Source organism: Methylocapsa sp. S129, assembly GCF_009765995.1.
Classification (GTDB): domain Bacteria; phylum Pseudomonadota; class Alphaproteobacteria; order Rhizobiales; family Beijerinckiaceae; genus Roseiarcus.
This window is the reverse complement of record NZ_LMUI01000011.1, coordinates 316,960-343,519: the sequence shown is the minus strand read 5'-3', so window position 1 is coordinate 343,519 and position 26,560 is coordinate 316,960. Positions and strand designations below refer to the sequence as shown.

20 protein-coding genes and 1 tRNA gene are annotated in these 26,560 nt (G+C 62.1%); 13 read left to right on the top strand and 8 right to left on the bottom strand.

The window, feature by feature from the left end; genetic code table 11:
• Nucleotides 1-3: 3 nt before the first annotated feature.
• The 9 genes from GSQ90_RS04070 to GSQ90_RS04030 all read left to right on the top strand — a co-directional run bounded on the left by GSQ90_RS04070 (nt 4) and on the right by GSQ90_RS04030 (nt 11,989).
• Nucleotides 4-621: a GNAT family N-acetyltransferase gene (locus tag GSQ90_RS04070; RefSeq protein WP_158813527.1), complete on the top strand. Its 618-nt coding sequence runs from the start codon at nt 4-6 to the stop codon at nt 619-621.
• A gap of 133 nt (nt 622-754) precedes the next feature.
• Nucleotides 755-3,622 (top strand): sensor domain-containing phosphodiesterase, encoded by a 2,868-nt coding sequence (locus GSQ90_RS04065; protein WP_158813526.1) that lies wholly within the window; start codon nt 755-757, stop codon nt 3,620-3,622.
• A 90-nt stretch (nt 3,623-3,712) separates the two neighbouring features.
• Nucleotides 3,713-5,629, top strand: a complete 1,917-nt coding sequence (gene dnaG / locus GSQ90_RS04060; RefSeq protein ID WP_158813525.1) for a DNA primase — start codon at nt 3,713-3,715, stop codon at nt 5,627-5,629.
• Nucleotides 5,630-5,886: 257 nt separating this feature from the next.
• On the top strand, nt 5,887-7,932 hold the full coding sequence (gene rpoD / locus GSQ90_RS04055; RefSeq protein WP_158813524.1) for an RNA polymerase sigma factor RpoD: 2,046 nt from the start codon (nt 5,887-5,889) through the stop codon (nt 7,930-7,932).
• Between the two features lie 89 nt (nt 7,933-8,021).
• Nucleotides 8,022-8,097: transfer RNA gene (locus GSQ90_RS04050), tRNA-Ile, on the top strand.
• 331 nt (nt 8,098-8,428) lie between these two features.
• Nucleotides 8,429-8,890, top strand: coding sequence for a transposase (locus tag GSQ90_RS04045; RefSeq protein WP_158813523.1), 462 nt, complete (start codon nt 8,429-8,431; stop codon nt 8,888-8,890).
• Nucleotides 8,887-9,243 carry an IS66 family insertion sequence element accessory protein TnpB gene (tnpB, locus tag GSQ90_RS04040; RefSeq protein ID WP_158813522.1) on the top strand — a complete coding sequence of 119 codons (357 nt, stop codon included), beginning with the start codon at nt 8,887-8,889 and terminating at the stop codon, nt 9,241-9,243. The genes GSQ90_RS04045 and tnpB overlap by 4 nt, the downstream gene beginning before the upstream one ends.
• 70 nt (nt 9,244-9,313) lie before the next feature.
• A complete protein-coding gene (locus GSQ90_RS04035) occupies nt 9,314-10,840 on the top strand; it encodes an IS66 family transposase (protein ID WP_158814212.1) in 1,527 nt (508 codons plus the stop codon).
• Nucleotides 10,841-11,089: 249 nt separating this feature from the next.
• Nucleotides 11,090-11,989 carry an NAD(P)-dependent oxidoreductase gene (locus GSQ90_RS04030; protein ID WP_158813521.1) on the top strand — a complete coding sequence of 300 codons (900 nt, stop codon included), beginning with the start codon at nt 11,090-11,092 and terminating at the stop codon, nt 11,987-11,989.
• Nucleotides 11,990-12,020: 31 nt separating this feature from the next.
• Here GSQ90_RS04030 and GSQ90_RS04025 read toward each other — a convergent pair whose 3' ends face one another.
• From GSQ90_RS04025 to GSQ90_RS04010, 4 genes are all read right to left on the bottom strand, one after another.
• Nucleotides 12,021-13,226, bottom strand: coding sequence for a multidrug effflux MFS transporter (locus tag GSQ90_RS04025; protein ID WP_158813520.1), 1,206 nt, complete (start codon nt 13,224-13,226; stop codon nt 12,021-12,023).
• 168 nt (nt 13,227-13,394) lie between these two features.
• Nucleotides 13,395-14,684, bottom strand: a complete 1,290-nt coding sequence (gene gltA, locus GSQ90_RS04020; RefSeq protein WP_158813519.1) for a citrate synthase — start codon at nt 14,682-14,684, stop codon at nt 13,395-13,397.
• Between the two features lie 155 nt (nt 14,685-14,839).
• Nucleotides 14,840-16,153: an AAA-associated domain-containing protein gene (locus tag GSQ90_RS04015; protein ID WP_158813518.1), complete on the bottom strand. Its 1,314-nt coding sequence runs from the start codon at nt 16,151-16,153 to the stop codon at nt 14,840-14,842.
• Nucleotides 16,154-16,183: 30 nt separating this feature from the next.
• On the bottom strand, nt 16,184-17,914 hold the full coding sequence (locus GSQ90_RS04010; protein ID WP_158813517.1) for an ABC transporter permease subunit: 1,731 nt from the start codon (nt 17,912-17,914) through the stop codon (nt 16,184-16,186).
• Between the two features lie 314 nt (nt 17,915-18,228).
• Between GSQ90_RS04010 and GSQ90_RS04005 the strand changes: the two genes are divergently transcribed.
• Nucleotides 18,229-18,945 carry an aspartate/glutamate racemase family protein gene (locus tag GSQ90_RS04005; RefSeq protein ID WP_256366584.1) on the top strand — a complete coding sequence of 239 codons (717 nt, stop codon included), beginning with the start codon at nt 18,229-18,231 and terminating at the stop codon, nt 18,943-18,945.
• A gap of 49 nt (nt 18,946-18,994) precedes the next feature.
• On the opposite strand, the gene gltX is transcribed toward GSQ90_RS04005, so the two are convergent.
• A complete protein-coding gene (gene gltX, locus GSQ90_RS04000; RefSeq protein ID WP_158813515.1) occupies nt 18,995-20,416 on the bottom strand; it encodes a glutamate--tRNA ligase in 1,422 nt (473 codons plus the stop codon).
• 138 nt (nt 20,417-20,554) lie between these two features.
• Between gltX and GSQ90_RS03995 the strand changes: the two genes are divergently transcribed.
• On the top strand, nt 20,555-22,810 hold the full coding sequence (locus GSQ90_RS03995) for a ComEC/Rec2 family competence protein (protein ID WP_158813514.1): 2,256 nt from the start codon (nt 20,555-20,557) through the stop codon (nt 22,808-22,810).
• Nucleotides 22,811-22,879: 69 nt separating this feature from the next.
• On the opposite strand, the gene rpmG is transcribed toward GSQ90_RS03995, so the two are convergent.
• The 3 genes from rpmG to GSQ90_RS03980 form a co-directional block, all read right to left on the bottom strand.
• A complete protein-coding gene (rpmG, locus tag GSQ90_RS03990) occupies nt 22,880-23,047 on the bottom strand; it encodes a 50S ribosomal protein L33 (protein WP_158813513.1) in 168 nt (55 codons plus the stop codon).
• Nucleotides 23,048-23,348: 301 nt separating this feature from the next.
• The gene (locus GSQ90_RS03985; RefSeq protein WP_158813512.1) at nt 23,349-23,651 is read right to left on the bottom strand and encodes a putative quinol monooxygenase; all 303 of its coding nucleotides are present in this window, start codon (nt 23,649-23,651) and stop codon (nt 23,349-23,351) included.
• A 127-nt stretch (nt 23,652-23,778) separates the two neighbouring features.
• Nucleotides 23,779-24,672 (bottom strand): DMT family transporter, encoded by an 894-nt coding sequence (locus tag GSQ90_RS03980; protein WP_158813511.1) that lies wholly within the window; start codon nt 24,670-24,672, stop codon nt 23,779-23,781.
• A gap of 101 nt (nt 24,673-24,773) precedes the next feature.
• Between GSQ90_RS03980 and GSQ90_RS03975 the strand changes: the two genes are divergently transcribed.
• On the top strand, nt 24,774-25,493 hold the full coding sequence (locus tag GSQ90_RS03975) for a helix-turn-helix transcriptional regulator (protein ID WP_158813510.1): 720 nt from the start codon (nt 24,774-24,776) through the stop codon (nt 25,491-25,493).
• Between the two features lie 255 nt (nt 25,494-25,748).
• Entirely contained in the window at nt 25,749-26,048 is a 300-nt protein-coding gene (locus GSQ90_RS03970) for a hypothetical protein (protein WP_158813509.1), read from the top strand.
• Nucleotides 26,049-26,560: the final 512 nt, after the last annotated feature.

Genomic DNA, 26,560 nt, shown 5'->3' with positions numbered 1-26,560 from the left:
GGCATGGCTCTATTCCGCATCACCAGAGCCGTCGATCCCGCCCCGCTCCTGCGCGGCGAAGGGCTCTATCTGCGCCCAGCCCAAAGCGACGACTATCCGGCCTGGTCAAATCTACGCGAGAACAGCCGCGAATTTCTGACGCCCTGGGAGCCGACTTGGCCGTCCGACGACCTCACGCGCGGTGCTTTCCGTCGCCGCCTGCGGCGCCAGGCCGAGGAGATCGCGCGCGACGAATCTTTCGCCTTCCTCATTTTCGAGGACCGCTCAAATATCTTGTTGGGCGGCATCACGATCGGGGGGATCAGGCGCGGCGTCGCGCAGGCGGCCTCGCTTGGCTATTGGATGGGCGCCCCCCATGCCGGCAAGGGCCATATGACGCGGGCGGTCGCCGTCGCCGTCGCCTTTGGATTTTCGACCTTGCGTCTCCATCGTCTGGAGGCGGCCTGCATCCCCAGCAATATCGCCTCGGCGACTTTGCTGGAGCGCAACGGCTTTCAACGCGAAGGTTTCGCCCGCGCCTATTTGTGCATCGACGGCGTGTGGCGGGATCATTATCTGTTCGGCCTTTTGGAAGGCGACGCCGCGCGCGGTCAGGCGCTGCGGGGGCCAAACGTTGGCTGATCGCGGCTTGCCCCTCAGGCGCCAAGACGCTACCAGTCCCCGGGCGCCTGTTCAGCAGGGAGGGGCGGAGCGTTCTTCATTGAGGACGCCGCCAAGCAAGACGACGCGCCGCGCAAAGGACGAAGGTAAACCATTGCATCGCTTGCTTCGCCTTGCCGCGCTGCTTTTCTGCATCGGCATCGGCTGCCAATCCGCCTTCGCGGTGCAATCGGTACGCGTCCCGGTCGATGCCGACGCAATCGATCTCACCGGCGCGGTTGAACATTACAGCGCGCAGGGGGACCGCATTCAGGTTTCGACCGCGCCTGGCGCCGACGGCATCGTGCGCCGCATCGAGGTCAGCGCGCTGGAGGCGGGCGGCCAGCCGTCCTGGATTGTTTTCGCCCTGACCAACGATTCGGACGAGCAATTGGTGCGCCTGATCGTTGCGCCCCACTACCGACTTGTCGGTTCCGGCGTGATATGGCCCGATCTCGGCTCAACGCGCATCACGACCATTACCGCGAGCGAGGGCAATCCCCCCGAGCGGGACGACAGGGTGGATTCCGACGTTTTCCGGTTGACGCTGGACCCTGGCACGACGGTCACGTACGTCGCGGAGTTGCGGACGCCGAACCTGCCGCAAATCTATCTCTGGGAGCCAGACGCTTTCAAGGAAAAGGCGACCAGCCTGACCCTGTATCAGGGAATCGTCATTGGCATAGCCGGCCTGCTGGCTCTGTTTCTGACGATTGTTTTTGTCGTCAGAGGCGCATTGATCTTTCCGGCCGCCGCCGCGCTGGCTTGGACGGTGCTGGCCTATGTCTGCATCGATTTCGGCTTCTGGCGCAAAATATTCGGCTTCGAGGACGAGGCTGAACGCATATGGCGCGCCGGGGTGGAGGCGACGCTCGGCGCCACACTGATCATTTTTCTGTTCGCCTATCTCAATCTGCGGCGCTGGCATGTGCGCTATTCGCATATCGCCGCCGTATGGCTTTTGCTGATGGCGGCGGTCGTCGCGCTGTCGATCTACAATGCGCCGATCGCCGCCGGCGTCGCCCGCATTTCTATCGCAACCGTCGCCGGCGTCGGATTTATTCTCATTCTCAACATGGCGGCGCGCGGATCCGATCGCGCCGTCATGTTGATTCCAACGTGGTTCCTGCTGCTCGTTTGGGTCGCCGGCGCCAGCTTCACGGTTATGGGGACATTCACCAATGACCTCGCCGCGCCCGGGTTGATTGGCGGTCTGGTGCTGATCGTCATGCTGATCGGCTTCACGGTGATGCAAAACGCCTTTTCGGGATCGAACGTGTCGAATGTCCGCGGCGCCGACGCCGAGCGACGCGCATTGGCGATGACCGGTTGCGGCGACGCGATATTCGATTGGGATGTCGATCTCGACCAGATCCACGTCGGCTCGGAGATTGAAGGCCAGCTTGGCCTTAAGCGCGGCGCGCTGGAGGGCCCCGCCGCGTCCTGGCTTGATGTCCTTCACCCGATGGATCGCGACCGGTACAAGGCGGCCCTCGACGGCCTCTTGCAGCAGCGCTGCGGCCGCATCAACCACGATATTCGACTGCGCGCCGCCGATGGCCACTATTTCTGGTTCGTCATGAAAGCGCGTCCGGTGGTCAATGCGGAAGGCGAGGTCGTTCGCGTGATCGGCGCTTTGTCCGACGTCACCGAGATCAAGACCGCCGAAGAGCGCATGCTGCATGACGCGGTGCATGACAATCTGACCGGCCTGCCCAACAGGGAATTGTTCTTCGACAGATTGGATACAGCGCTGGTCGCCGCGCGAAAGCCGGGCGCTTCGCGCCCCGCGGTGCTGGTGATCGATATCGACCGCTTCAAGCAAATCAATGAAGCCATCGGCCTTTCATTCGGCGATTCGGTTCTTCTGACGGTCGCGCGGCGCCTCGCCCGCAATCTGGCGCCGGGCGACACGCTGGCGCGCCTCGCCGGCGATCAATTTGGCGCCATCGTCATGATGGACGACAGCGCCGGCCAAATCGACGAAATCGCCGAAACCATCCGCAATAATCTGGCCACCCCGATCAGCTTTGGCGAAAGGGAAGTGGCGCTTACCGTGTCAATCGGCGCCGCTCTGTTCGATCCTCAGCTTCCCAGCAAAGGCAGCGAGCTTCTCAAGGACGCGGAGATCGCCATGGTCAACGCCAAGAAAAACGGCGGCAATCACGCCGCCTATTTCGAGCCGGCGATGCGCGCTCAACGTTCCGATCGCCCCTCCCTTGAGGGCGACCTGCGCCGCGCTCTGGATCGGGGGGAAATCAAGGTTTTTTTCCAACCGATCGTGCGGTTGGAGGATCGCACCGTCGCGGGGTTTGAAGCGGTGTTGCGCTGGCAGCATCCTAGGCTCGGACTCTTGAGCGCGGCCGATTTCATGCCCGTGGCCGAGGAGACCGGCCTTGTCGTCGACCTCGGTATTTTTGCGATGCAACAAACCGCGCGCGAACTCTCCGCCTGGCAGAAGGCGCTGGAGGTCGAACCGCCAATCTTTGCGAGCATCAACGTCTCGTCGCGCCAATTGCTGCGGCACGATCTGTTGAAGGATGTGCAGGCGACGCTCAATCGAAGCTTTGTTCTACGCGGCACATTGAAACTGGAGCTGACCGAAAGCCTCGTCATGGAGAACCCGGAATTCGCGGCGCAGATGCTCCAGCGAATCCGCGAGATCGGCGCCGGGCTCTCGCTCGACGATTTTGGAACCGGCTATTCCTCGCTCGGCCATCTCCAGCGCTATCATTTCGACACGCTCAAGATCGACCAATCGCTGGTTCGCCAGAACGCCGTCGGCGCCCGTCCGGTCATTTTGCGATCCGTCATCGCGATGGCTCATGATCTGGGAATGGACGTTGTCGCGGAGGGCGCGGAGACGGAATCGGACGCCGTCGAATTATCGCAGCTTGGCTGTGAGTTTGCCCAAGGCTTTGCTTTTGGCCAGCCGCTCAGCGCCGCGGATGCGCGCAAGCTCATGGGCGCCGAGGCGGGTTGAATCGACGGCGCTCTTGTGGAAGGCGGGGAGAAGCAGGCCTTTCCCCTTGCCTCGGCGCCGATCAGCGCCGATCTATGACCAGAGGCTTCAATGAAGTTCCCGCCCGCCTTCCTCGATGAAATACGCGCGCGCCTGCCGGTCTCGGAGGTGGTGGGGCAGCGCGTCAAATTGAAGAAGCAAGGGCGCGAATGGGCGGGCCTGTCGCCGTTCAACGCCGAGAAGACGCCTTCTTTTTTTGTCAACGATCAGAAGGGCTTCTATCACGATTTCTCGTCGAGCAAGCATGGCGACGCCTTCGACTTCCTGATGGAGACAGAAGGCCTGAGTTTTCCCGAGGCGGTCGAACGCCTAGCCGGGATGGCTGGCCTGCCCATGCCTGTCCACTCGCAGGAAAGCCAGGAGCAGGAGAAAAAGCGCTCCTCGCTGCACGAGGTCATGGTTCTCGCGGCCCAGTTTTTCGAACGCACGCTTCAAGAGAAGGCTGGCGCCAAGGCGCGGGGCTATCTTGCCGACCGGCGGCTCGACGCCAATGTCCAGCGGGAGTTTTCGCTAGGCTATGCGCCGCCCGATCGCTTTACGTTGCGCGACGCTTTGGCGGCCAAAGGCGTCAGCGCGGAGGATATGATCGCCTGCGGACTGCTGGTGCATGGCGAGGATATCGCGGTCCCCTATGATCGCTTCCGCGATCGCGTGATGTTTCCGATCCATGATCGTTCCGGCCGCGTCATCGCGTTTGGTGGGCGCGCGATGGACTCGAGCGTCAAGCCGAAATATCTCAATTCCCCCGAAACCGGGCTTTTTCATAAGAGCTCCGTCCTCTTCAACCATCATCGCGCCCGTAAGGCCGCGCATGACACGGGCGAGGCGATCGTCGTCGAAGGCTATGTCGACGTCATCGCTATGTCGCAGGTCGGCTATCCCAACACCGTCGCCCCGCTTGGCACGGCGCTCACCAGCGAGCAGTGCGAATTGTTGTGGCGCATGGCCGCCGAACCGATCCTGTGTTTTGACGGAGACAAAGCAGGCCAGAAAGCGGCGTTCCGCGCTATTGACATGGCGCTCCCGTTGATTGGCCCGGGCAAGACCTTGCGCTTTGCACGGCTGCCCGAAGGGCAGGACCCGGACGATCTCGCCCGATCCGAGGGCGAAGCGGCGATCGCGCAGGTCATTGCGGCGGCAAAGCCGCTGGCCGAAATGCTGTTCCTGCGCGAGACGGAGGGGCAGCGTTTCGATACGCCTGAGCGGCGCGCGGCGCTGGAGCGGCGGTTGCGGGAATTGACCAGGACGATCGCCGACGAGACGCTTCGTCGCCATTATCAGGAGGATATGGAGGCGCGCCTGTCGACCTTCTTAGGCTCGGGCAAACCCGCCGCAGCCCCACGAAAGTGGGAGCCCCGAGGGGGCGGCGGCAGGAGCGGATGGCGGCCCAATTTCGCCAATCAGGGCCCGCGGCTTGGCCTGGCCGGCCAACCGTTGCCAAAAAGGCAGGGGCTCATGGGCAGGCCAAAGGACGCACCCAGGGACATTGTCATCCTGGCGATCGTCATCAATCACCCCGACCTGATGGAGCGCCATATCGAAGAAATCGCCGCGCTCGACCTGTCCAATCGAACCCTGGCCGCTTTTCGCGACCAGTTTCTGGCCCTGGCGCTGGAATCGCCCGCGCGCGTTGAGGCGCTGGAGGCGGCGCTTATGGAGGAGCGCGATCGCATCCTTCGGCTGGCCTCGCAAATGCCCGTTTGGTGGTGTTTACGCCCGGAGGCGGATTCTTCGGACGCGGATCAGGTTTTACGTCAGACGCTGGCCTTGCATCGCAAGGCGCGGGCGCTAAATAAGGAATTGAAATTAGCGGAGAAAGCGCTGGCGACCGACGCCAACCCTGAAATCAACGAGCAGAGCTTCGGCAGATTACGCGATATCAAGGAAAATCTGGCCGATTTGGCCAATGCGGAAGCGGCTATTGAAGGATTTGGCGCGCTTTCCGGCCGGAAAGCGCCCCCTGTTTGATCGTCGCCCTGCCAGCCCATGGACTCACGGTTAACGAAGGGTTAGGGGCTATGGCCGATTTTGGGGTTGACGAATCAATCGCGCATTTCTGGAAAATGTGAGTCCACTTTTCCCTGGAAATGAGACAGAACGATGCGCCCGCCGCTCTCCTTGCGCGGTGAACCATCGAGCCCGCGATGCGTTGACAGCGGATCGGCCGCCGATTGACCCTTATTGACAAATTCGCGTTTCGGCGTGGAACCGACGGAGTAGAGCATATGGCGAAAAAAGACGAGCAGAAAGTCGAAGGCGAGGCCGCTGTCGTGGAGACCGTGGACAGCCCGTTGCTCGATCTTACCGATGCCGCCGTCAAGCGCATGATCAAGATCGCCAAGAAGCGCGGCTGGGTGACCCATGAGGAATTGAACGCGGTGCTGCCCTCCGAAGAAATATCTTCGGATCAGATCGAGGATATGAACTCGATGCTGAATGAAATGGGCATCAACGTCGTCGACAATGAAGACGCCGAAGAGGCCGAAAAGGAGAGCACGGAGGGCTCCGAAGAGGAGGAGTCCGAAGGCGGCGAGGTCGCCGAGACCGCGCGCCCGACGGCCGTTGCGACCCGAAGCTCGGAACCCGCCGAGCGCACCGACGATCCCGTGCGCATGTATCTGCGCGAAATGGGCTCGGTCGAGCTTCTCTCCCGCGAGGGTGAAATCGCCATCGCCAAGCGCATCGAGGCGGGCCGCGAGGCGATGATCGCTGGATTGTGCGAAAGCCCGCTCACCTTCCAGGCCATCATCATCTGGCGCGACGAACTCAACGACGCCAAGATTCTGCTGCGCGACATCATAGACCTTGAGGCCACTTATGCCGGCCCGGACGGCAAGAAGGCGCCTAAGATCGATATGACTGCGCCGGGCGCCGCCGAAGCGCTCGCCGCCCAGCAGCGGGAGCGCGCCCCTGCGACCGCGCCGCAAACGCCGCCCGCCGGTTTCGATGGCGAAGCGTCGCCAGCGTCCGAGAATTTCGACGACGAAGACGATATGGAAAATTCCGTATCGCTTTCGGCGATGGAAGCCGAACTCAAGCCCAAAGTGCTCGAGACCTTCGACCGCGTCGCCGACGCCTACAAGAAATTGCGCCGCCTGCAGGACCAGAATGTCGAGAACAAGCTCAAGAATGAGACTTTGTCGCCGGCGCAGGAGCGCAAGTACAAATCGCTGAAGAAGGATATCGTCGCCGACGTCAAATCGCTGTCTCTCAACCAGAACCGCATCGATGCGCTGGTCGAGCAGCTTTACGACATCAACAAGCGGCTGATCGGCCTCGACGTCAAATTGATGCGGCTTGCCGAACGCCATCGCGTTTCGCGCGAGGATTTTCTGAAAAACTACCAGAATTCGGAACTCGATCCCAAATGGCTGCTCCGCGTCTCCAAGCTGGGCACGCGCGGCTGGAAGGATTTCATCGCCAAGGACAAGAACCAGATCAAGGATCTGCGTTCCGACATCCAGGCTCTGGCGACCGAGACCGGCCTTGAGATTCAGGAATTCCGCAAGCTCGTTCAAATGGTGCAGAAGGGCGAGCGCGAGGCGCGCCAGGCCAAGAAGGAAATGGTCGAGGCCAATTTGCGTCTGGTGATCTCCATCGCCAAAAAATACACCAATCGCGGCCTGCAATTCCTCGATCTCATTCAGGAGGGCAATATCGGCCTGATGAAGGCGGTCGATAAATTCGAATACCGACGCGGCTACAAATTCTCGACCTACGCCACCTGGTGGATTCGCCAAGCGATCACACGTTCGATCGCCGATCAGGCGCGCACGATTCGCATTCCCGTGCATATGATCGAGACGATCAACAAAATCGTGCGCACCTCGCGCCAGATGCTGCACGAAATCGGCCGCGAGCCGACGCCCGAAGAATTGGCCGAAAAACTCGCCATGCCGCTCGAGAAAGTGCGCAAGGTTCTCAAAATCGCGAAGGAGCCGATTTCGCTGGAAACGCCGATCGGCGACGAAGAGGACAGCCACCTCGGCGATTTCATCGAAGACAAGAACGCGATTCTGCCGATCGACGCGGCGATCCAGTCGAACCTGCGCGAGACGACGACGCGCGTTCTGGCGTCGCTGACGCCGCGTGAGGAGCGCGTACTGCGCATGCGCTTTGGCATTGGCATGAACACCGATCACACGCTGGAGGAAGTCGGCCAGCAATTCTCGGTGACCAGAGAGCGCATTCGCCAGATCGAGGCGAAGGCCTTGCGCAAACTGAAGCACCCGAGCCGGTCGCGCAAACTGCGTAGCTTCCTGGACAATTAAGTGCCGAAAAACAGAGAGGTTCTGGCGACGCGGGGCATTGCGCCGCGAACGCTTTTGCGTTTAATGCGGCTCCCGGTTGCATCGGCTCCGGGCCGGTAGCTCAATGGTTAGAGCCGGCCGCTCATAACGGTCTGGTTGCAGGTTCGAGTCCTGCCCGGCCCACCAGCGACTTTGAAGCGATATAATAATCGTCTCCGGCCTCATGCAAGATCTGTCGAAAAACATCGGGAGGCCTTTGCAGGCTGACCTCACTCGTCGCTCAACATGTTCTCGATGAGATCGATGGGGCCGCCGGGTAACGCATCATCAAAGACGCCGACAACCAGACGTCCGGTATCACAGGCTCCAGTGTCCAGGTCGGTGCGGTTCGGAAGCAACAATGGTCCGTCGTCGAATCGGTTGTGCCCGTGAACAATATGTAAGCGATGTTTTGATCCCACCTTTCGCGTGAGGGGATGATCTGAGAGTCTTCGGCGGGTTGGCCGTTGGACTTAGAATGATCACTGAGCATAGCGCTATCACGGAGCCGGTTCGGCGGATTGAGGTGTTCACGGGCACTGGCCGCCGACGGAGCTGGAGCGCGGAGGAGAAGGCGCGGATCGTAGCCGAGAGTACGGCGAGCGAGGCGTCTGTCTGCTCTGTCGCGCGACGCCACGGTCTTTCTCCGCAGCAATTGTTCGGGTGGCGTCGGCAGGCGCGAGAAAGTGCGGGGGCGGATGCTGAGGCAAGCAGCGCCAGGTTGTTTGTCCCGGCGATTGTCGAGGCGCCGAAAACTGCGCCAGCAATTGAAGCGTCGGCGCCAAGATCGTCGCCTGTTCGAGAGCGCGCCAAGCAGGGGTCTGCCCGGCGATCTCCCGCGATTGAGCTTGAGGTTGGCGGCGTGACTGTGCGAATCAGCCACGATGCTGCGGCGGAGACGATCACGGCGGTCATTCGCGCGTTGAAGGCGGGCGCATGATCGGCCCGACGGGTGCGGTCCGCGTCATGGTGGCGACGAAGCCTGTCGACTTCCGCAAGGGAGCGGAGGGACTGGCGGCGCTGGTGCGCGAAGAGATGAAAGCCGATCCGTTCTCGGGCGCCGTTTATGTGTTCCGAGCCAAGAGAGCGGACCGGGTGAAGTTGATCTTTTGGGATGGGACGGGTGTCTGCCTGTTCTCGAAACGCCTCGAAGACGGCGAGTTTCGCTGGCCCAAGATCGAGGACGGGGTAATCCGGCTTACGGCGGCGCAGTTCTCGGCGCTGATTGAAGGTCTCGATTGGCGACGCGTGCATGGGGCGAAGGAAATCCCCGCGCCAATCGCCGCGAGTTGATCTGCGACAGAGTGAATCAGTGGCGATTATCGCGTCGCGCCGCTGCGGCGAATGTGATCTGATCTCAAACATGCCGCCGATGGCCGAAGCGCTTCCCGACGATCCGAACACGCTGAAGGCGATGCTGCTCGCTGAGCGCGTGCAGAACGAACGGCTTCTTCAAATCATTAGAGAACTCCAACGCCATCGCTTTGGCCGAAGAGCCGAGACGCTGCCGGAGGATCAACTGCTGCTTGGGCTGGAAGAGGCCGAGCAGATCGAGGCCGCGGGTCAAGCCGAAGAAGAAAACTCTGCGTCTCAAGCGCGCGGCGAGCGCACCGCCAAGCGTCGAACGAACCGAGGATCGCTGCCGGCGCATTTGCCGCGGATCGAGACGGTGATCGATGTCCAAGACAAGGCCTGTCCCTGCTGCAAGAACGAGTTGCATCGGATCGGCGAGGATGTGAGCGAGCGGCTTGACGTCATTCCGGCGCAGTTCCGGGTTCTTGTTGTCCGCCGGCCCAAATACGCCTGCCGAGCCTGCGAGGAAGCGGTCGTGCAGGCGCCCGCGCCGGCGCGATTGATCGAGGGCGGCATCCCAACAGAGGCGACCGTGGCCCAAGTCCTGGTCTCCAAATATGCCGATCATTTGCCCCTCTATCGCCAGGCGCAGATTTACGCCCGTCAGGGGATCAATCTCGATCGTTCGACGCTGGCCGATTGGGTCGGCCGGGCGGCCTTCTTGCTGCGGCCCGTTCATGAACGGCTTTTGGGCATGCTCAAGAGTTCGACAAAGCTGTTCGCCGACGAGACGACGGCGCCGGTGCTCGATCCTGGGCGCGGTCGAACGAAGACCGGGCAGCTTTGGGCCTATGCGAGGGACGACCGACCATGGGGTGGCGGCGATCCGCCGGGGGTGGTCTATCTTTACGCGCCCGACCGTAAGGCCGAGCGGCCAATCGCCCATCTTGCCGGCTTCAAGGGTGTACTTCAGGTCGACGGCTATGCCGGATATCGCGTCCTGGCCGAGCGCGGCGATGTGGAGCTTGCTTTCTGCTGGAGCCATGTGCGGCGACGGTTTTACGAACTCGCCGCCGCCGGCCCCGCGCCGATCGCCAGCGAGGCGATGGACCGTATCGGCCGGCTCTACGCCATCGAAAAGGACGTCCGCGGCCGCAGCGCTGAGGAGCGGCGCGCTGTCCGCCAAGAGAAGAGCCAACCGATCCTCGACGATCTTGAGCCTTGGTTGCGCGAAAAGCTCGCGCTGATCAGTCAGAAGACAAAGCTCGCCGAGGCGATCCGCTATGCGCTCTCGCGTTGGGCCGGCCTTACGCGCTTCATCGACGACGGCCGCGTCGAGATCGACTCAAATGTTGTCGAGCGCAGCATTCGTCCTATCGCTCTCACTCGCAAGAACGCCTTGTTCGCGGGCTCCGACGGTGGCGGCGAGCATTGGGCTGTTGTCGCCTCGCTGATCGAGACATGCAAGCTCAATGGCGTCGATCCCTTCGTGTATCTCGCCGACGTTATAGCCAAAATCGTCAACGGCCATCCCAATAGCCAAATCGACGATCTCTTGCCCTGGGCCTACGCCCCCGCCATCAAAGCCGTGGCCTGAGAACATCGCTTACGCTTAAAGCGCCAGACGGGTCGGCTTCCCCAAACTCGCCCGTGAGTCTCACGCGCGGTTTTCTCTTGGCGCTGTTCGCTGGGGAACGCCGCCTCTTTGAGGCGGACTGACGTAACGCTTCCCACTTTTGTCGCGGTCTCGTTCTATCGGTAGTTTCCGTCAGGCGGGATAGATTGGCGCGAAGCCTGTTGGCTTCGCTATAAATGTGCATCGCATGGGCATCGAGAGAGAGAGACAATGACCATCAAACGGATCGTTTTCACCGGCGGAACGGGCAAGGCTGGCCGGCACGTCGTGCCTCATCTCGTGGCGAAAGGCTATTCGGTTCTCAACGTCGATTTGAAGCCTCTCGATCTGCCCGGCGTGAACACGCTGATCGCCGATGTGACCGACAGCGGTCAGGTGTTCAACGCGCTGACGACGCATTTCGGTTTTGACGGATTCAACGATGGCAAGCCGGCTGGCGCGCCTGACGCCGTCGTGCATTTTGCTGCGATCCCGAGGGTTCTGATCGAGCCCGACAACAAGACGTTCGACCTCAACGTCATCAGCACTTACAATGTCATTGAAGCGGCGATGAAATTGGGCGTCCGCAAGGTCATTATCGCGTCGAGCGAGACCACCTATGGCGTCTGTTTCGCTGAAGGCGAGAAGGATTTTCACAGCTTCCCGCTTGAGGAAGATTACGACGTCGATCCGATGGATAGCTATGGCCTGTCCAAGGTCGTCAACGAAAAGACGGCGCGCGCCTTCGCGATGCGCTTTGCGGCCGACATCTACGCTTTGCGTATCGGCAATGTCATCGAGCCGCATGAATATGATCGCTTCCCGGCTTTCATCGCCGATCCGCCTTCGCGCAAGCGCAACGCCTGGAGCTATATCGACGCGCGCGACCTTGGCGAGATCGTGCATCTGTGCCTGCAAAAGGACGGACTCGGCTTCCAGGTCTTCAACGCCGTCAACGACACGATCACCGCCAATCTGCCGACGCGCGAATTTCTCACCCGCTATTGCCCCGGCGTGCCGGTCACCCGTCCGCTCGGCGAGTTCGAGGCGCCGCTGTCGAATAGAAAAGCGCGTGAGACGCTAGGCTTCAAAGAGGCGCACAATTGGCGCCAATACGTTCCCGCCAAATAGCGGCGCTCATTTGGCGGACGCGCCCTCGCGGCTATTCCGCCGCCTGAGGCGCGAACTCGCGCCGGCCCAATGTGAGCATGCTCGCGGTCAGGGCGCCGATCGCGCAGACCGCGATCGCACTCACCATCGGCCGCGCGGTTTCGTCAAAAAACAGGCTGACGATGACGATCACGACGCCGCCCGTGACCATCTGGAGCGCGCCGCCCAACGCCGACGCCATGCCGGCGATCGGGCCATGCTCTTCCAGCGCGAGAACCATCGTCGAAGGGATGACGAGGCCAAGACCGGCGAATGTGACGAAGAGCAGTCCCATCAGCAGCGCGAGACTGTCGAAGCCTGCGACCGTGGCTGCGAAAAGGATCAGGGCGAACAGCGCATAAAAGGAAACGGCGGCCATGACCACACGGGCCATGCCGAACCGCTGCCCAAGCGCCGCGGCAAATTGCGACGAACCGATGAAGCCGATTGCGTTGACCGAGAAGGCGAGGCTGTATTGCGTCGGCGTCAGGCCGAAATGATCGATATAGATAAACGAGGAACTGGCAAGGAATGAGAAGAAGCTCGCCATGCCGAGCCCGCCGATCAGGGTCAAGCCAATGAAGCGTCCGTGGCGCAGCAATTGGCCAAAACTTTCGAGGACGCCCACAAAGCTGACCCTAACGCGCTCCTCGGGCGGGCGCGTCTCGGGAAGGAACGTCGCGACCAGAAAGATAGTAAGCGCCGAAACGCATGTCACTGCGATGAAAACGGCGCGCCAGCCGAAGGGAACGATCAGCGCGCTGCCAAAGAGCGGGGCGAGAATAGGCGAGACGCTGAACACCAGCATGACGAGCGCCATCAGCCGCGTCGCCTCGACGCCGGTGTGAAGGTCGCGAATGATCGCGCGTGGAATCACCATCACCGCCGACGCGCCGATCCCCTGCAGGGCGCGGAAGGCGATGAGCCATCCGATGTTGGGGGCGGCGGCGCAGCCAATCGAACCCAGCAGGAAAACCGCGAGGCCGAAATAGAGCGGCGGCTTGCGGCCCACCATGTCCGACACTGGCCCGTAGACGATCTGACAGATGCCGAAGGCGGCGAAAAAGGCCATCAGCGTCATCTGTGTCGAGGCTGTCGATGCGTTGAGATTGGTCGCGATCGTTGGTAGCGCAGGCAGATACATATCGATCGCGAAAGGCCCGACGGCCGACAGCAAGCCAAGGACGATGGCGTTCCTGGCGAAAGGGGAAAGCGTCATGATAGATTCCGATCTTCCATAGTGCGCGCGCTCGTCGAGGGCAGTCGTCGACGGCCGGACAGCCGTGGCGGCGCAAAGCCGTAACGCAAGCCCCGCTGCGCCCAGAGGCGGCGCCTTCCGGCGCGCCGAGAACGAGGATTTTGGGTGCCGTCCGGTCGGCGGCCGCCTTTATCGATTCGTCGAGGGCAAATAATCCCGGCGGGGCGCGCCCGTGTAGAGCTGGCGCGGACGGCCGATCTTCTGGCTCGGATCTTCGATCATTTCCTTCCATTGCGCGATCCATCCGACCGTGCGCGCAACCGCGAAGAGAACGGTGAACATCGAGGTCGGGAAACCCATCGCCTTCAAAGTGATGCCGGAATAGAAATCGATATTGGGATAGAGCTTCTTCTCGATGAAATAATCATCATGCAGCGCGATGCGCTCCAGCTCCAACGCCACGTCAAGCAAGGGGTCGTCCTTGACGCCCAACTCATTCAGCACGTCATGCGTTGTTTTCTGCATGATCTTGGCGCGCGGATCGTAATTCTTGTACACGCGATGGCCAAAACCCATCAGGCGGAACGGATCGTTCTTGTCTTTGGCCTTGGCGATATATTTTGGAATATTGTCGACCGTGCCGATTTCGCCGAGCATTTTGAGCGCCGCCTCATTGGCGCCGCCATGGGCGGGACCCCAAAGGCAGGCGATGCCGGCGGCGATGCAGGCGAAGGGATTGGCACCTGACGAACCGGCGAGGCGCACGGTCGAGGTCGAGGCGTTCTGTTCGTGATCGGCGTGCAGAATGAAGATGCGGTCGAGCGCCCGCGCCAGCACCGGATTGACCTTGTATTCCTCGCAGGGGACGGCGAAGCACATGTGCAGGAAATTCGCGGCGTAATCGAGATCGTTTTTGGGAAATACGAAGGGCTGGCCGATCGAATATTTGAAGGCCATCGCGGCCAGGGTCGGCATTTTCGCGATCATGCGCATCGAGGCGACCATGCGCTGGTTTTCGTCGGAAATGTCGGTCGAGTCGTGATAAAAAGCGGCCAACGCGCCGACTGAGGCGACCATTACCGACATTGGATGGGCGTCGCGCCGGAAGCCTTGGAAAAAGCGGGCCATCTGCTCGTGGACCATCGTATGGCGCGTCACGCGATAGACGAAATCGGCTTTTTGCGAGGCGGTCGGCAACTCGCCATAGAGCAGGAGATAACAGGTCTCAAGGAAATCGCCGTGTTCGGCGAGCTGTTCGATCGGATAGCCGCGATAGAGAAGGACGCCCTCATCGCCGTCGATATAGGTGATCTGCGATTCCGTGCTCGCCGTCGACGTGAAGCCGGGATCGAAGGTGAACATCCCGGTCTGCGCGTAGAGCTTGCCGATATCGATGACCGAAGGACCGATTGATCCGGCCTTGACCGGTAAATCGACGCTTTTGTCGCCAACTTTCACTGTCGCGGAATTTGCGGTCATCGACGTTCCCCGGGAATGCATGGCGCCGTGCGGACGACGATCCCGGCGAACGGGCGCGGCGCCAAAGCGCGATTGTGCAGTGCGAAAAGGCTAACCGATCGCGGGATGCGCGACAAGTCGATAATCGGTTCGGGCGGACTGAGGTTCCGACCGGGTTATTGCGGGTTCTCGAGGCTGAAAGCCTGGGCGTTTTCGTCATAGGCGAATAATTCGCCATAACGGCCAAGATTAATGATCGCGCGCAGGGTCCGCTCCGCGTAATCTTCGGACATATAGTCCTCGATCTCCTCACGAAATCGTGTAGCCGGCGCGCGATGGCTCGGCCGCTCGTCGAGTACGCGCTTGATGCGCGCGGCGAGCGGCACATAGGCAAGCAGATGATCGCCAAACAGTTTCTTGCGTTGATCGACGTCCATATCGACGAACCGCTTGCCGGCCGGCGTCAGCTTGATGTCGGCCTCCTCGAATTCGGCAAAGCGCAGCAATTGTAGCGTTTCGCCAAGGGGAAAGAGGTCGTCGATCTCAAGTTGCAACGAGTCGGCCAGATGCGGCAGGTCGGCGCGCCCGTTATACGGCGGCGCAGCCAGTTCTTCGAGAAGGCCGGCGAGCGAGTTAGTGGAAACGCGCGGCAACGCCATGCCTAGGCCCATGCCAGGGACGCCGCCTTCGCGACCCGCCGGCTTCGGGTCGGGGCGCTGGGTCATCAGCGCATAGATTTTATCGACGAGCTGGCGGAATTCCGGGTCAAGGCGATTGCGCGGATGAATGAGCGGAACCTGGATTTCCGCGGCGATACGGCCCGGGTTCGACGCCAGCACGAGGACGCGGTCGCACATCAGCACCGCTTCCTCGATATTATGCGTGACCATCAGGATCGATTTGGTCGGCATCCGTCCTTCCGACCACAGATCGAGAAGATCGGTGCGCAAGGTTTCGGCCGTCAGCACGTCCAGCGCGGAAAAGGGCTCGTCCATTAAGAGAATTTTTGGCTGCACGACAAGCGCGCGCGCGAAGCCGACGCGCTGGCGCATGCCGCCCGAAAGCTCCTTCGGATAGGCCGATTCAAAGCCGTCGAGGCCGATCACGTCGATCGCGGCAATGGCCCGCTTGCGGGTTTCGGCGGCTGGCGCGCCATGGGCGCGAAGGCCAATCTCGACATTGTCGAGCACGCTCAGCCAGGGGAACAAGGCGAAGCTCTGGAACACCATAGCGGTGCCGTCGTAGGGGCCGGTGACGGGCTGTCCATAAAAGGACACGGCGCCTTCGGTCGGCCGCGCAAGGCCCGATATGATCCGCAACAATGTGGATTTGCCGCAACCAGAACGCCCGAGCAGTCCGACGATCTCGCCCTCCTTGAGGGTGAGCGAAACGTCTTGCAGGATTGGCGGCCCAGTCTCGCCGGAACCCTTCTGATAGCTCTGGCTGACATGGCTTACGTCGAGCAGAACCGTAGAAACGACGTCGAGCATCAGATCCTCCAAACTTTAACTTGGCAATTGCTAGAGCCGCAGGCGGCGTTCGGCGTAGGCGTAGAGCTGGCGCCAGAACAGGCGGTTGAAAATTGCCACGAAGATCGACATGACAGCGACGCCGAGAACAATTTTTGGGAAATCGCCCTTTTCCGTCGCCTGCGCGATATAGGCGCCGACGCCATGCGCTGAGACGGTCTGGTCCTTCCACTTGACATATTCTGCGACGATCGAGGCGTTCCATGAGCCGCCCGAAGCCGTAATGGCGCCGGTGAAATAATAGGGAAGGATGCCCGGAAGGATAACGCGCCTCCACCAGTCCCAACCGTGGATGCGAAAATTCGCGGTCGCTTCGCGCAAATCATTGGGGAAGGCGGTTGCGCCTGCGATCACGTTGAAGACGATATACCATTGCGTGCCGAAGACGATGAGAATGCTGAGCCAGATGTCGGGATTGAGATGGAAGACGAGAACGAGGCTCACCGCGGCGCCAAACAGCAGATTGACGGGGAAGGCGGCGAGAAATTGCGCCAGCGGCTGAACGCGTTCGGCGATGCGCGGCCTTAAGCCGATCCACACGCTGATCGGCACCCAGACGACGGTCGCCAACGCCATCAGCACGATCACCCGCAACAACGTATACAAGGTCAGCAGAATGACATCCCAGACATCGTTCAACGACAATTCGGTGCCGATATAAGTGACGACGCTCCACAGAGCCCATACCGCCACCGCGACGATGACGACAATCCAGACGATGTCGATGAGCCGGGAGGCCGTCGGCGAGGCGGCCGGGCGCTTCGACCAGGACGGAGGCATGCCTATCTGCAAAAGGCTGGCTGAGCGAAGCATATTGAAGACGGGCCGGAAGCCTAACCGAATCCATTGGGTACGCTGCAGGACATCAAGCACCCAGGACCGCTCGCCCGTCTGCGAGGCGGAAAGTTCGACGCGGAATTTTCCAGCCCAGGCGACGATCGGCCGAAAAAACAACTGATCGTAAGCGAGGATGACGAGCGCCATCGTCACCACGGCGGCGAATATCGCGTCCCATCGCCCCTGTTCATTGGCTTTCGCAATATAGGAGCCGACGCCAGGCAAAGTGACTGTCGTGTCGCCGACGGTGATCGCCTCGGAAAACACGATCATGAACCAGCCGCCCGACATGGATATCATCATGTTCCAGATGAGGCCGGGCAAGGCGAAAGGCGCCTCGAGTTGCCAGAATTTCTGCCAGCCGGTGAGGCGAAACCCGCGCGACACTTCATCGAGATCGCGCGGCACGGTGCGCAGCGACTGATAGAACGAAAAGGCCATGTTCCAGGCCTGGCTCGTGAAGATCACGAACACCGCGGCGCATTCCGCGCCCAGCACGCTGCCGGGAAAAAGCCCGAGGAAAAAGGTCACCGTAAAGGAAAGAAATCCCAGGATCGGCACCGATTGCAGGATGTCGAGCACGGGAATCAGCACCATTTCGGCGCGGCGGCTTTTGGCCGCGAGCGTCGCATAGGTGAAGGTGAACACCAGCGAAGCGATCAGCGCCGCGAACATGCGCAGCGTCGTGCGCAACGCGTAATAGGGGAGATTCCAATAGTCGAGATCGATGACGGGTTCGTCAGGCCCCGGCAAGGGCACGACCATGCCGTGATAACCCCGGACGACGCTGACGAGCGCGGCCATAATCGCCAGGAACGCCAGGACGTCCCAATGGTTGGGCAAAGCCCTGCGTCCCACCGAGGCGATGTTCGTCAGTCTCGACATCAGATTGATCCGGCTGGAGCTTGGGCGAAGATTGGGGCGGCGACTTCGATGACGAAGCAGGCTGAACTTTGGGGAACCACAGAAGCGGGAGCCAACGCAATAGAAAAATGAACGACAGCGCCACTTTTCTGCGTCAGATCAACGATTCAGCGAGAGCTGGACTCCTTGTTCCGAGCGAGCAATGGCCGACCGTTGTGACATTACGAAGACAGAGCTTCGCGTGGCGTCCGACGCCGATCGACGCGGTCGATTGCCGTTGACCCCTATGACAAGTCAGGCGGACTATGGACGCCCGAACGCATAGGAGACGCATCGTGCCTCAACAAGCGGTCATTGGGCTTATCGGCGGCATGAGCTGGGAAAGTTCGGCCGAATATTACCGGATCATCAACCGCGAAGTCCGGGAGCGGCTCGGTGGCGTTCATTCGGCGCGCACCCTCATGTGGTCTGTCGATTTCGGCGAGATCGAGCGTCTCCAGCATCAAGGGGAATGGGATCGTCTCGCCGAAGAAATGAAGGACGCGGCCCGCAGGCTGGAGCGCGGCGGGGCTGACTTCCTCGTGCTCTGCACGAATACGATGCATCGGTTGGCAGAAGAGATCGCGGGCGCCGTCGCCATCCCGCTTCTCCATATCGCCGACCCCACCGCCGAGGCCATCCACGGAAGCGGCTTTCAGCGCGTGGTCCTGCTCGGCACGGCGTTCACTATGGAGCAAGACTTTTACAAAGGCAGGCTGCGGGAGACCCACGGGCTCGATGTTCTCATTCCAGAGGCGGAGGATCGACGCGTCGTTCATGACATCATTTATCGCGAGCTTGTCGCCGGCCAGGTCCTGCCGGCCTCTCGACAGGCTTATCGAGAGGTCATCGCTCGGCTGGTCGCGCGCGGGGCGCAGGCGATCGTGTTGGGATGCACGGAAATCATGCTGCTGGTGTCCGATTCCGACAGCGCGGCGCCACTGTTCGACACGACAAGGCTTCACGCGCTGGCGGCGGTGGAGCGGGCGCTGACGATGACTGGGCAAGAATAGATCAGCGCCAAAGCCGCCGGCCTGAGCCGACGGGAACGTCGCATCCTTCCTATCGGGTCGCCTGATCCGCCAGCCGCCCCAGACTCTCCTCGCGTCCCAGCACCGCCAGCACGTCGAATATGCCCGGCGACGTCGCGCGGCCGGTTGTCGCGGCGCGCAAGGGCTGGGCGATCTGGCCGAGCTTGGCGCCATGCTCCAGCGCATAGTCGCGCACCACCGCTTCGGTCGCCGCCGACGTCCAGTCCGCCACGGCGCGCAGGCGCGGTAAAAGCGCGGCCAGATGTTCGCGCCCGCCATTGGCGATGATTTCGCGCGCACGCTCGTCGAGGCCAAGCGGACGCTGCGCAAAGAGAAAGCCGGCGCCGTCGAGAAGCTCGACTAAGGTCTTGGCGCGCTCCTTGAGGCCCGGCATCGCCGCCGCCAGTTTGACGCGCATGGACTCATCGAGCTTGGCGGCGATCTCGGGGCCGCCGTTGAGATAGGGCAGGCTGTCGATCAGCGCAACCATGAGTTCGCCATCCGGCATCGCGCGCATGAAGTGGCCGTTCATATTTTCAAGCTTGACGAAATCGAAACGCGAAGGTGAACGGCCGATCGAGGAGAGATCGAAGGCGGCGATCATCTCTTCGGTCGAGAAGAATTCGCGGTCGCCCTGACTCCAGCCGAGGCGTACGAGATAATTGCGCAAAGCGGCGGGCAGATAGCCCAATGCGCGATAGGCGTCGACGCCCAGCGCGCCATGACGCTTGGAGAGCTTCGCGCCGTCCGGTCCATGGATCAGCGGGATATGCGCCATGACCGGAATGTCCCAGCCCAAAGCCTGGTAGATCTGCATCTGCCGCGCGGCATTGGTCAGGTGGTCGTCGCCGCGAATGATATGGGTGACGCCCATGTCGTGATCGTCAACCACCACCGCGAGCATATAGGTTGGGCCGCCGTCGGAGCGCAGCAGCACGAGGTCGTCGAGCTCCTTGTTGGCGAAGGTGACTTTGCCCTGCACTTTGTCGTCGACGATCGTCTCGCCGTCCTGCCTGGCGCGCAGGCGGATGACCGGCGCGACGCCAGGCGGCGCTTCGCTGGGATCGCGGTCACGCCAGCGGCCGTCATAGCGCATCGGCTTTCCCTCGGCGCGCTGCTTTTCGCGCATTTCCTGAAGCTCTTGCGGGGTCGCATAGCAGCGATAGGCGTTGCCCGACGCCAGCATCTCATCCACGACTTCGCGATGGCGCGCCGCGCGCTCGAATTGGCTGACCGCTTCGCCGTCCCATTTGAGACCGAGCCAGGTGAGGCCGTCGATGATCGCATCAACCGCCGGTTTGGTCGAACGCTCCCGGTCGGTGTCCTCGATGCGCAACAGGAATGTGCCGTCGAAGCGGCGCGCATAGAGCCAGTTGAACAAGGCCGTCCGGGCGCCGCCGATATGGAGGAAGCCGGTGGGGGAGGGCGCAAAACGCGTCACCACTTTTGTCATGGGCGGAGGGGGTTCTTTCAATGAAAGGGCGAAATGAATGGGGGGGGATGAACGCGGCGGTTCGCTCTCACTGGCCTCTAGCCAGCTCTGCGCGCCGCTGTATCATATGGGAAGCGCGGCGCCAAAGGGCTAAGGCGCATGAAAATTGGGGGACAGACCGGCGTTTTGGCGGGCGCGGCGACCGGCGTCGCGCGCGCGGTCGCTTGGGCGCCGAATTGGCGCGCATTGTTCTCCGCCGCGCTTGCCAGGGAGATCGAGGAGCGCCGGCTCTTTCTGTGGATCCCCGTCGCGGCTATGGCGGGCGTTAGCCTCAACATGGCGGCTGATCGCGAGCCCGCGTTGTGGCTGCCGGCGTTGCTTGCGTTGCTGACCGGCGGCCTGGCTTTTGCGGCGCGCCGCCGGCGCCTGCCATTCGTCATGCTTGTCGGCGCCTGCGCGCTTTGCGCCGGCTTTCTGTCGACGGGCCTGCGCACGGCCCGCGTCGCCGCGCCGGTGCTCGACCATATCCGCATCGTCAAGCTGAAGGGCTTCGTCGAGGAGATCGACATGCGCCGCGTCGGGGCGCGGCTCATCCTGCGAGTGGAGGATTCCGGCGATATGCCCGCCGGCGCCGCGCCGCGCCGGGTGCGCGTCACCACGCGCAAGGCGCCCGATGTCGCGGCGGGCGATTATGTCGCTTTGACGGCTCGCCTGTTGCCGCCTTCTCATGCCTCATTGCCAGGCGGCTATGATTTTGCGCGCGACGCTTATTTCGCCGGCATCGGCGCCGTCGGCTCGACGCTGGGGGCCGTTGTCGCCATCCCGCCGCCTGGCAACGCCTCGCTGACTTTGCGTTTTGGCGCCGCGATCGATCGCGCTCGCAACGCGCTGGCGGCGCGCGTCGATGCGATCATCGGCGGCGACGAGGGCGCGATTGCCGCCGCGATGGTGACCGGCAAGCGCGACTTCCTCTCCAATGACGCCAAGGACCTCATCCGCGAAGCCGGCATTTTCCATATCATCACGATATCGGGCGTGCAGATGACGCTGGTCGCAGGCATTTTCTTCTGGACGACGCGGCGGCTCCTGGCGTTGTCGCCGACCCTCGCGCTGCGTTATCCCATCAAGAAGTGGGCGGCGGCGATCGCTATTCTCGGGGCTGTCGCCTACGATGTCTGCACGGGATCGCGCGTGGGGACCGAGCGCGCGCTGATCATGACCTTGATTGTGCTTGGCGCTGTCATCGTCGACCGTCGCGCCTTGACCATGCGCAATCTGGGCTTGGCCGTGCTCGGCGTTGTCGCGTTGGAGCCCGAGGCGATCCTGGGCGTGAGCTTTCAGCTCTCTTTCGCCGCCGTCGGCGCGCTCGTTGCGGTTCTCGAAGCGCGTCTGGCGCGCCTTGAGAAAGCGGGCGATCCGTTCATCCCCAGTCCGCGCGCGCCAAAGCGCGGTCCGCTCATGCTTCATGTCATCGACAAGCCGGTCGGCCTCATCGTCGCGACCCTTTGTGCAACGACGGCGACCGCGTCGTTCATGGCCTACCATTTCCATGATCTCAGCCCCTATGTGCTGATCGGCAATCCGCTCACTTTGACCGTGATCGAATTCTTCGCGGTGCCCGGCGCGCTGATCGGGACGGCGCTCTATCCGCTCGGCCTCGACGCGCCCGTCTGGCTTTATGTCGGCGCCGGCATCAAATTCATCCTATGGGTCGCGCGCCATATCGCCGATGCGCCGGGCTCGACGCTGCATGTGCGCGCCTTCGCCCCTTACGCGCTGCCCTTTCTAAGCCTTGCGGTGGTGTCGGCGCTGATCTGGCGTAGCTGGCTCTTGCGCGCCACCGCCATTCCCTTCGCGCTGATCGGAATGATCGGCGCTGTGAGCGGCCCGCGCTATGACATCATCATCGCGCCAGGCGGCGAACAGGCGGCTTTGCGCGATGCGGAGGGGCGCCTCGCCATCATCGGCAAACGCTTCAACGCCTTCGCCGCCGAGCAATGGCTGTCGGCGGACGGCGATGGACGTGAAGCGGCGGATGCGCGCGATCAGCAATCCCCCTGCGACCGATTCGGCTGCGTCGGCGCGCTGCCCGAGGGCCGATCGCTTGCCCTTGTCGAGGATCGAATGGCCTTCGAGGAGGATTGCGGACGCGCGGATATCATCGTCAGTGCGCTGACCGCGCCCGCTGGATGCAAAGCGGCCGAGGTTTTCGACGAACGGCGTCTGGCGCAGACAGGCGCTCTGGGGCTTGTCTGGGACGGCGCAGGCTTCATGCTCGCGAGCGACCGCAGCTTGCTCGAAGATCGGCCGTGGTCGCCCGCGCCAAAGCAGCCGCGCAGCGACCGCATCGAGCGTCCCGGCAAGAGCGGCTCGACGCGGGCCGATCCCGCCGACCCGATTCCAGAGGCGCAATAGTCAAAGAAAAAGGCGCTCAAGCGAGCGCCTCGTTCGTTCAAGCGGCTACCAGGCGCGAAGCGCCAGGGTTCACTTGATCTTGGTCTCCTTGAACTCGACGTGCTTGCGCGCGATCGGGTCATATTTGGTGAAGGTGAACTTTTCCGTCTTGGTGCGGGCGTTCTTCTTGGTCACGTAAAAGAAGCCAGTGTCGGCGCTCGACAGCAGCTTGATCTTGATGGAGGCGGCCTTGGCCATGGTCTCTTGTCCGTTTTGACGCGGCGCCAAGGGCGCGCGGGAAATTGAAAGCAGCCGCCAGAGGCAAGCCGCCAGCGACGATTGGGCGGCAACATAGTCGGGGAAAGCGGGAAGTCAAGAAAATCGACGTTTGAAGCGCATGAACGCTCCGCTCCCCGTCCCGCGCCACAATTTTGCAGGCCGGCGATCAGGGGCTCCCATATGGCGATGGCGCGGATTTCGCCTGCGCCATCGCCGCGATTGGAGCCTCAAACGCGCTATTTGCGCGTTGTGGACGAAGGGCCGTCGATTCGAGGTCCCGTCAGTGTGGCAGCTTGTCGGCGATGACGTCGATCCGCTGGATTTCCGGCTCGTTGACGAAGAGTTGCGGCGCCCGGGCCATCAATTGCTTGGCGACCTTGCCCTGCAGATGCGCCTCGCGGCCGCGCTCGTTGGTGAAAGCGTCAAAAATGCCGAAAGTCCTGGGCCCCATCCTGATCGCGAACCAAGCTGTCGTATCAGGCTCTTGTTCGACCATTGGCCGGGCGCTGGCTAGAAAGGCGGCGACTTCTTGCTCCTTGCCAGGCTTGGCTTCGAGCTGGACGTAAAGCGCGTGTTGCGTCATTTCGCTTCTCCTCTCGTTTGCCCCTTGCCCTCTCCCAGTAAAAGAGAACTCCGCCGATCATGTGGCGCTGACGGGGCAAGATCGGACCACGACAGCGTTGAAGCTCCATGGGAATGAAGAGGCCAACTCAAGATTCCCCTCCCAATTGCCAGACAATGGCGAGCGCGACGATGGCGCCGCCGATCAGGGATGCGCGCGACGGGACCTCGGCGAAGGCGAGCCATACCCAGAACGGCGCCAGCGGCATTTCCAGCGCGCTGATCAGCATGGCCTGCCCGGCGGCGACACGGGCGGCGCCTGAGAGGTAGCAGGGCAGCGCCAGCGCCATGGTCACGACTCCGAAGCCCGCCAGCCATGCCGTCGCCTGCCACGAAATGACAAAACTCGCGCCCGAAGCCCAACCGAGCGGCAAGACCGCCAACGCCGCGACAAGGGAGGCGATAAATGCCGTCGGCAATGCCGGCAGCCGCCCATGGCGACGGGCGATCACCGTCATCAGCGACAGGGAAATCGCCATCATCAGCGCGAGCCCGTCGCCGAGCAGCTTGCCGCCGTCCAGCGAACCCGCGACCGTGAGGACGACGCCAAACAGCGCGAGGGCGGCGGCGCAAAGGGTTGTGAGCGTCGCCTTCTCGCCAAGCCAGAGCCAGGCGATCAGCGCGGTCGTGAGGGGCGCCGTCGCGTAGATGATCGAGACATTGGCGACTGAAGTATGCGCAAAGGCGGCGAGGAAGCAGAGGGTGGCGAAGGACGACGCGGCGATGGCCGCCCATCCCCATCGCCCGAGGCGAAGGACAGAGCGCCACGACGCGCCGCCCTTTGCAGCGAGGATGACGGGCAGAAGCGCCGCGCAGCCGAACAGATTGCGCCAGAACGTCATGGCCCAGAGATCGACCGGCGCTTTGCGGGCGAAGAAACCCGCGGTGCTGAAGGCGATCGCCGAGACGATCAACAAAAGCCGACCCTTTGCCGCCCGATGTGAGCGCTGGATCGTGTCGGGCGACGCGGCGGTATTGGGCATGGCGGCTTGTTCTCTCGGTCCCCCGAGTGTCGTCGCTGAGGCCGCCGGATGTTTCACGCAATTCTTTAGCGTTGGCGGATCGCTTGTGCGACTGTCTGGTCATGCAGGATAGGCAACCGACAGCGGCGCAGAAGCCCGGCGAGGCCGAACCGCCTTCGCTCGCGGCTTTGGGGGCCCTCCTCGGCGATCCCGTGCGCGCGGCCATTCTGCTTTGCCTTACGGATGGCAGCCGGCGGCCGGCGGGCGAACTCGCCTTTCTGGCCGGCGCCTCGCCGCAAGGCGCGAGCGCCCATCTGGCGCAACTCGTCGATGGCGGCTTGCTCAAAGTCGAGCGCCAGGGTCGCCATCGCTTCTTCAGCATCCCCTCGGGCGAGGTCGCCGAGATGATCGAAGGGCTTGCCAATTGGGCCGACCGGCAGCCCCGGCGCCGCCGTCTCGATCCCGCTCTATGCCAGGCGCGCCTCTGCTATGACCACCTCGCCGGACGGCTCGGCGTCGCCTTGTTCGATCGCATGATTGCGCAAGGCTGGCTGGTGTTCGGCGCCGACGGACCCGCCTTCAGCCCCGCAGGGCTGGAATGGCGCAAAAGAAACGATTTCGATCTTCCGGCCCCGGCGGGGAGCAGGCGCCCGCTGTTGCGTCTCTGCCTCGACTGGACGGAGCGGCGACATCATCTGGGCGGCCATTTCGGCGCGGCGTTCGCGCGCGCGCTGTTCGATAAGAATTATCTGCGCCGGCGTCCGGGCGAGCGCGTCGTCGACGTCACGCCGCGCGGCGTCGCGTTCTTGCGGCGTGAACTGGCGATCGACCTCACCAACTGAGCGGAGCCGCCGGACGCCCAGAGCGCGCGGCGAAAAAGTGGATGCCGGTTTTTCGCAAATCGCGCGCGTTTTTAAGGAATCTAGAACCTATTCTCGCGTTTCGACGACGTGCATCTCAAAGTCCGCTTCCGCGCCCGACAGCGATAGCCGCCACACTCGCTTTGCATTGGGGACGGGAAGCGGCTGTGACCGCATGAGAACGCTCAGTAAATCGGATTCCCTGAGTTCGAACCGCGGGAACAATGAACAGGCGATTTGGCCGATCGATTCCTTGAAATTGTTTCTGCGTTCCTGATGGACTGCGGTTTTGCCATTGTAGGTCACGACGTAGGTGTAAAGCGGCATTGCGACTCAACAGCCTCTGTTGCGCTGGCGACGCTGTCGCCAGCGATCTTAGGGGAAAAATGGGCTTGGTTTTCAATTAAGCGCACGCCGCATTTGATCCCGGAAGAAGCTGATTTGAACAGCGATTGTTCAGAATTGAGCATCAGCGCGTCGACGTATTTTAGGCTTCGCCATTTGGGCCTGGAAAATTGGGCCATAATCCCGTTTTAAGAGGGTTGGTTCGTTGAGAGCGCCGATTTCTCATCGATCACAATTTGTCGAGGTTGCGGGCGCGCCTGTGAATAAAAGCGCTGCTCGGTGGGGGCGACAAATCCGCGTCCTGGCGCGGGACATGAGTTTGGGCGGAATCGGCCAACGCCCGTCGCGCGCAGGTCCTCGGCGCGGGAGGGCGTCGGAACCGATGATGGAATAGCCGGGGAATAGCTCGGGCCCTCGAAAGACCCTGCAAAACCCTCGCTAAGTCCTTGATTTTTGCTCTGCCGGAACATCATTTCTATCCGCGAAACGGGCGATATCAATGACTTGAGCCTGCTTTGGCTTCCCAAACGCATTTTTGGGGCGCAAGGCGGGTCTACGCGCCTCGCCGCGCCCGTCTTGCGGCCGACGCGGCGGCGTTTGCGCGGACCATGCGCCTTGATCGGACGATCAAGCTTTCTTGCGGACGGGACGGGTCAATCAAACGGCTTCTCCATGCGCAAGTGTTTTCGAAATAGAGGCGGTAA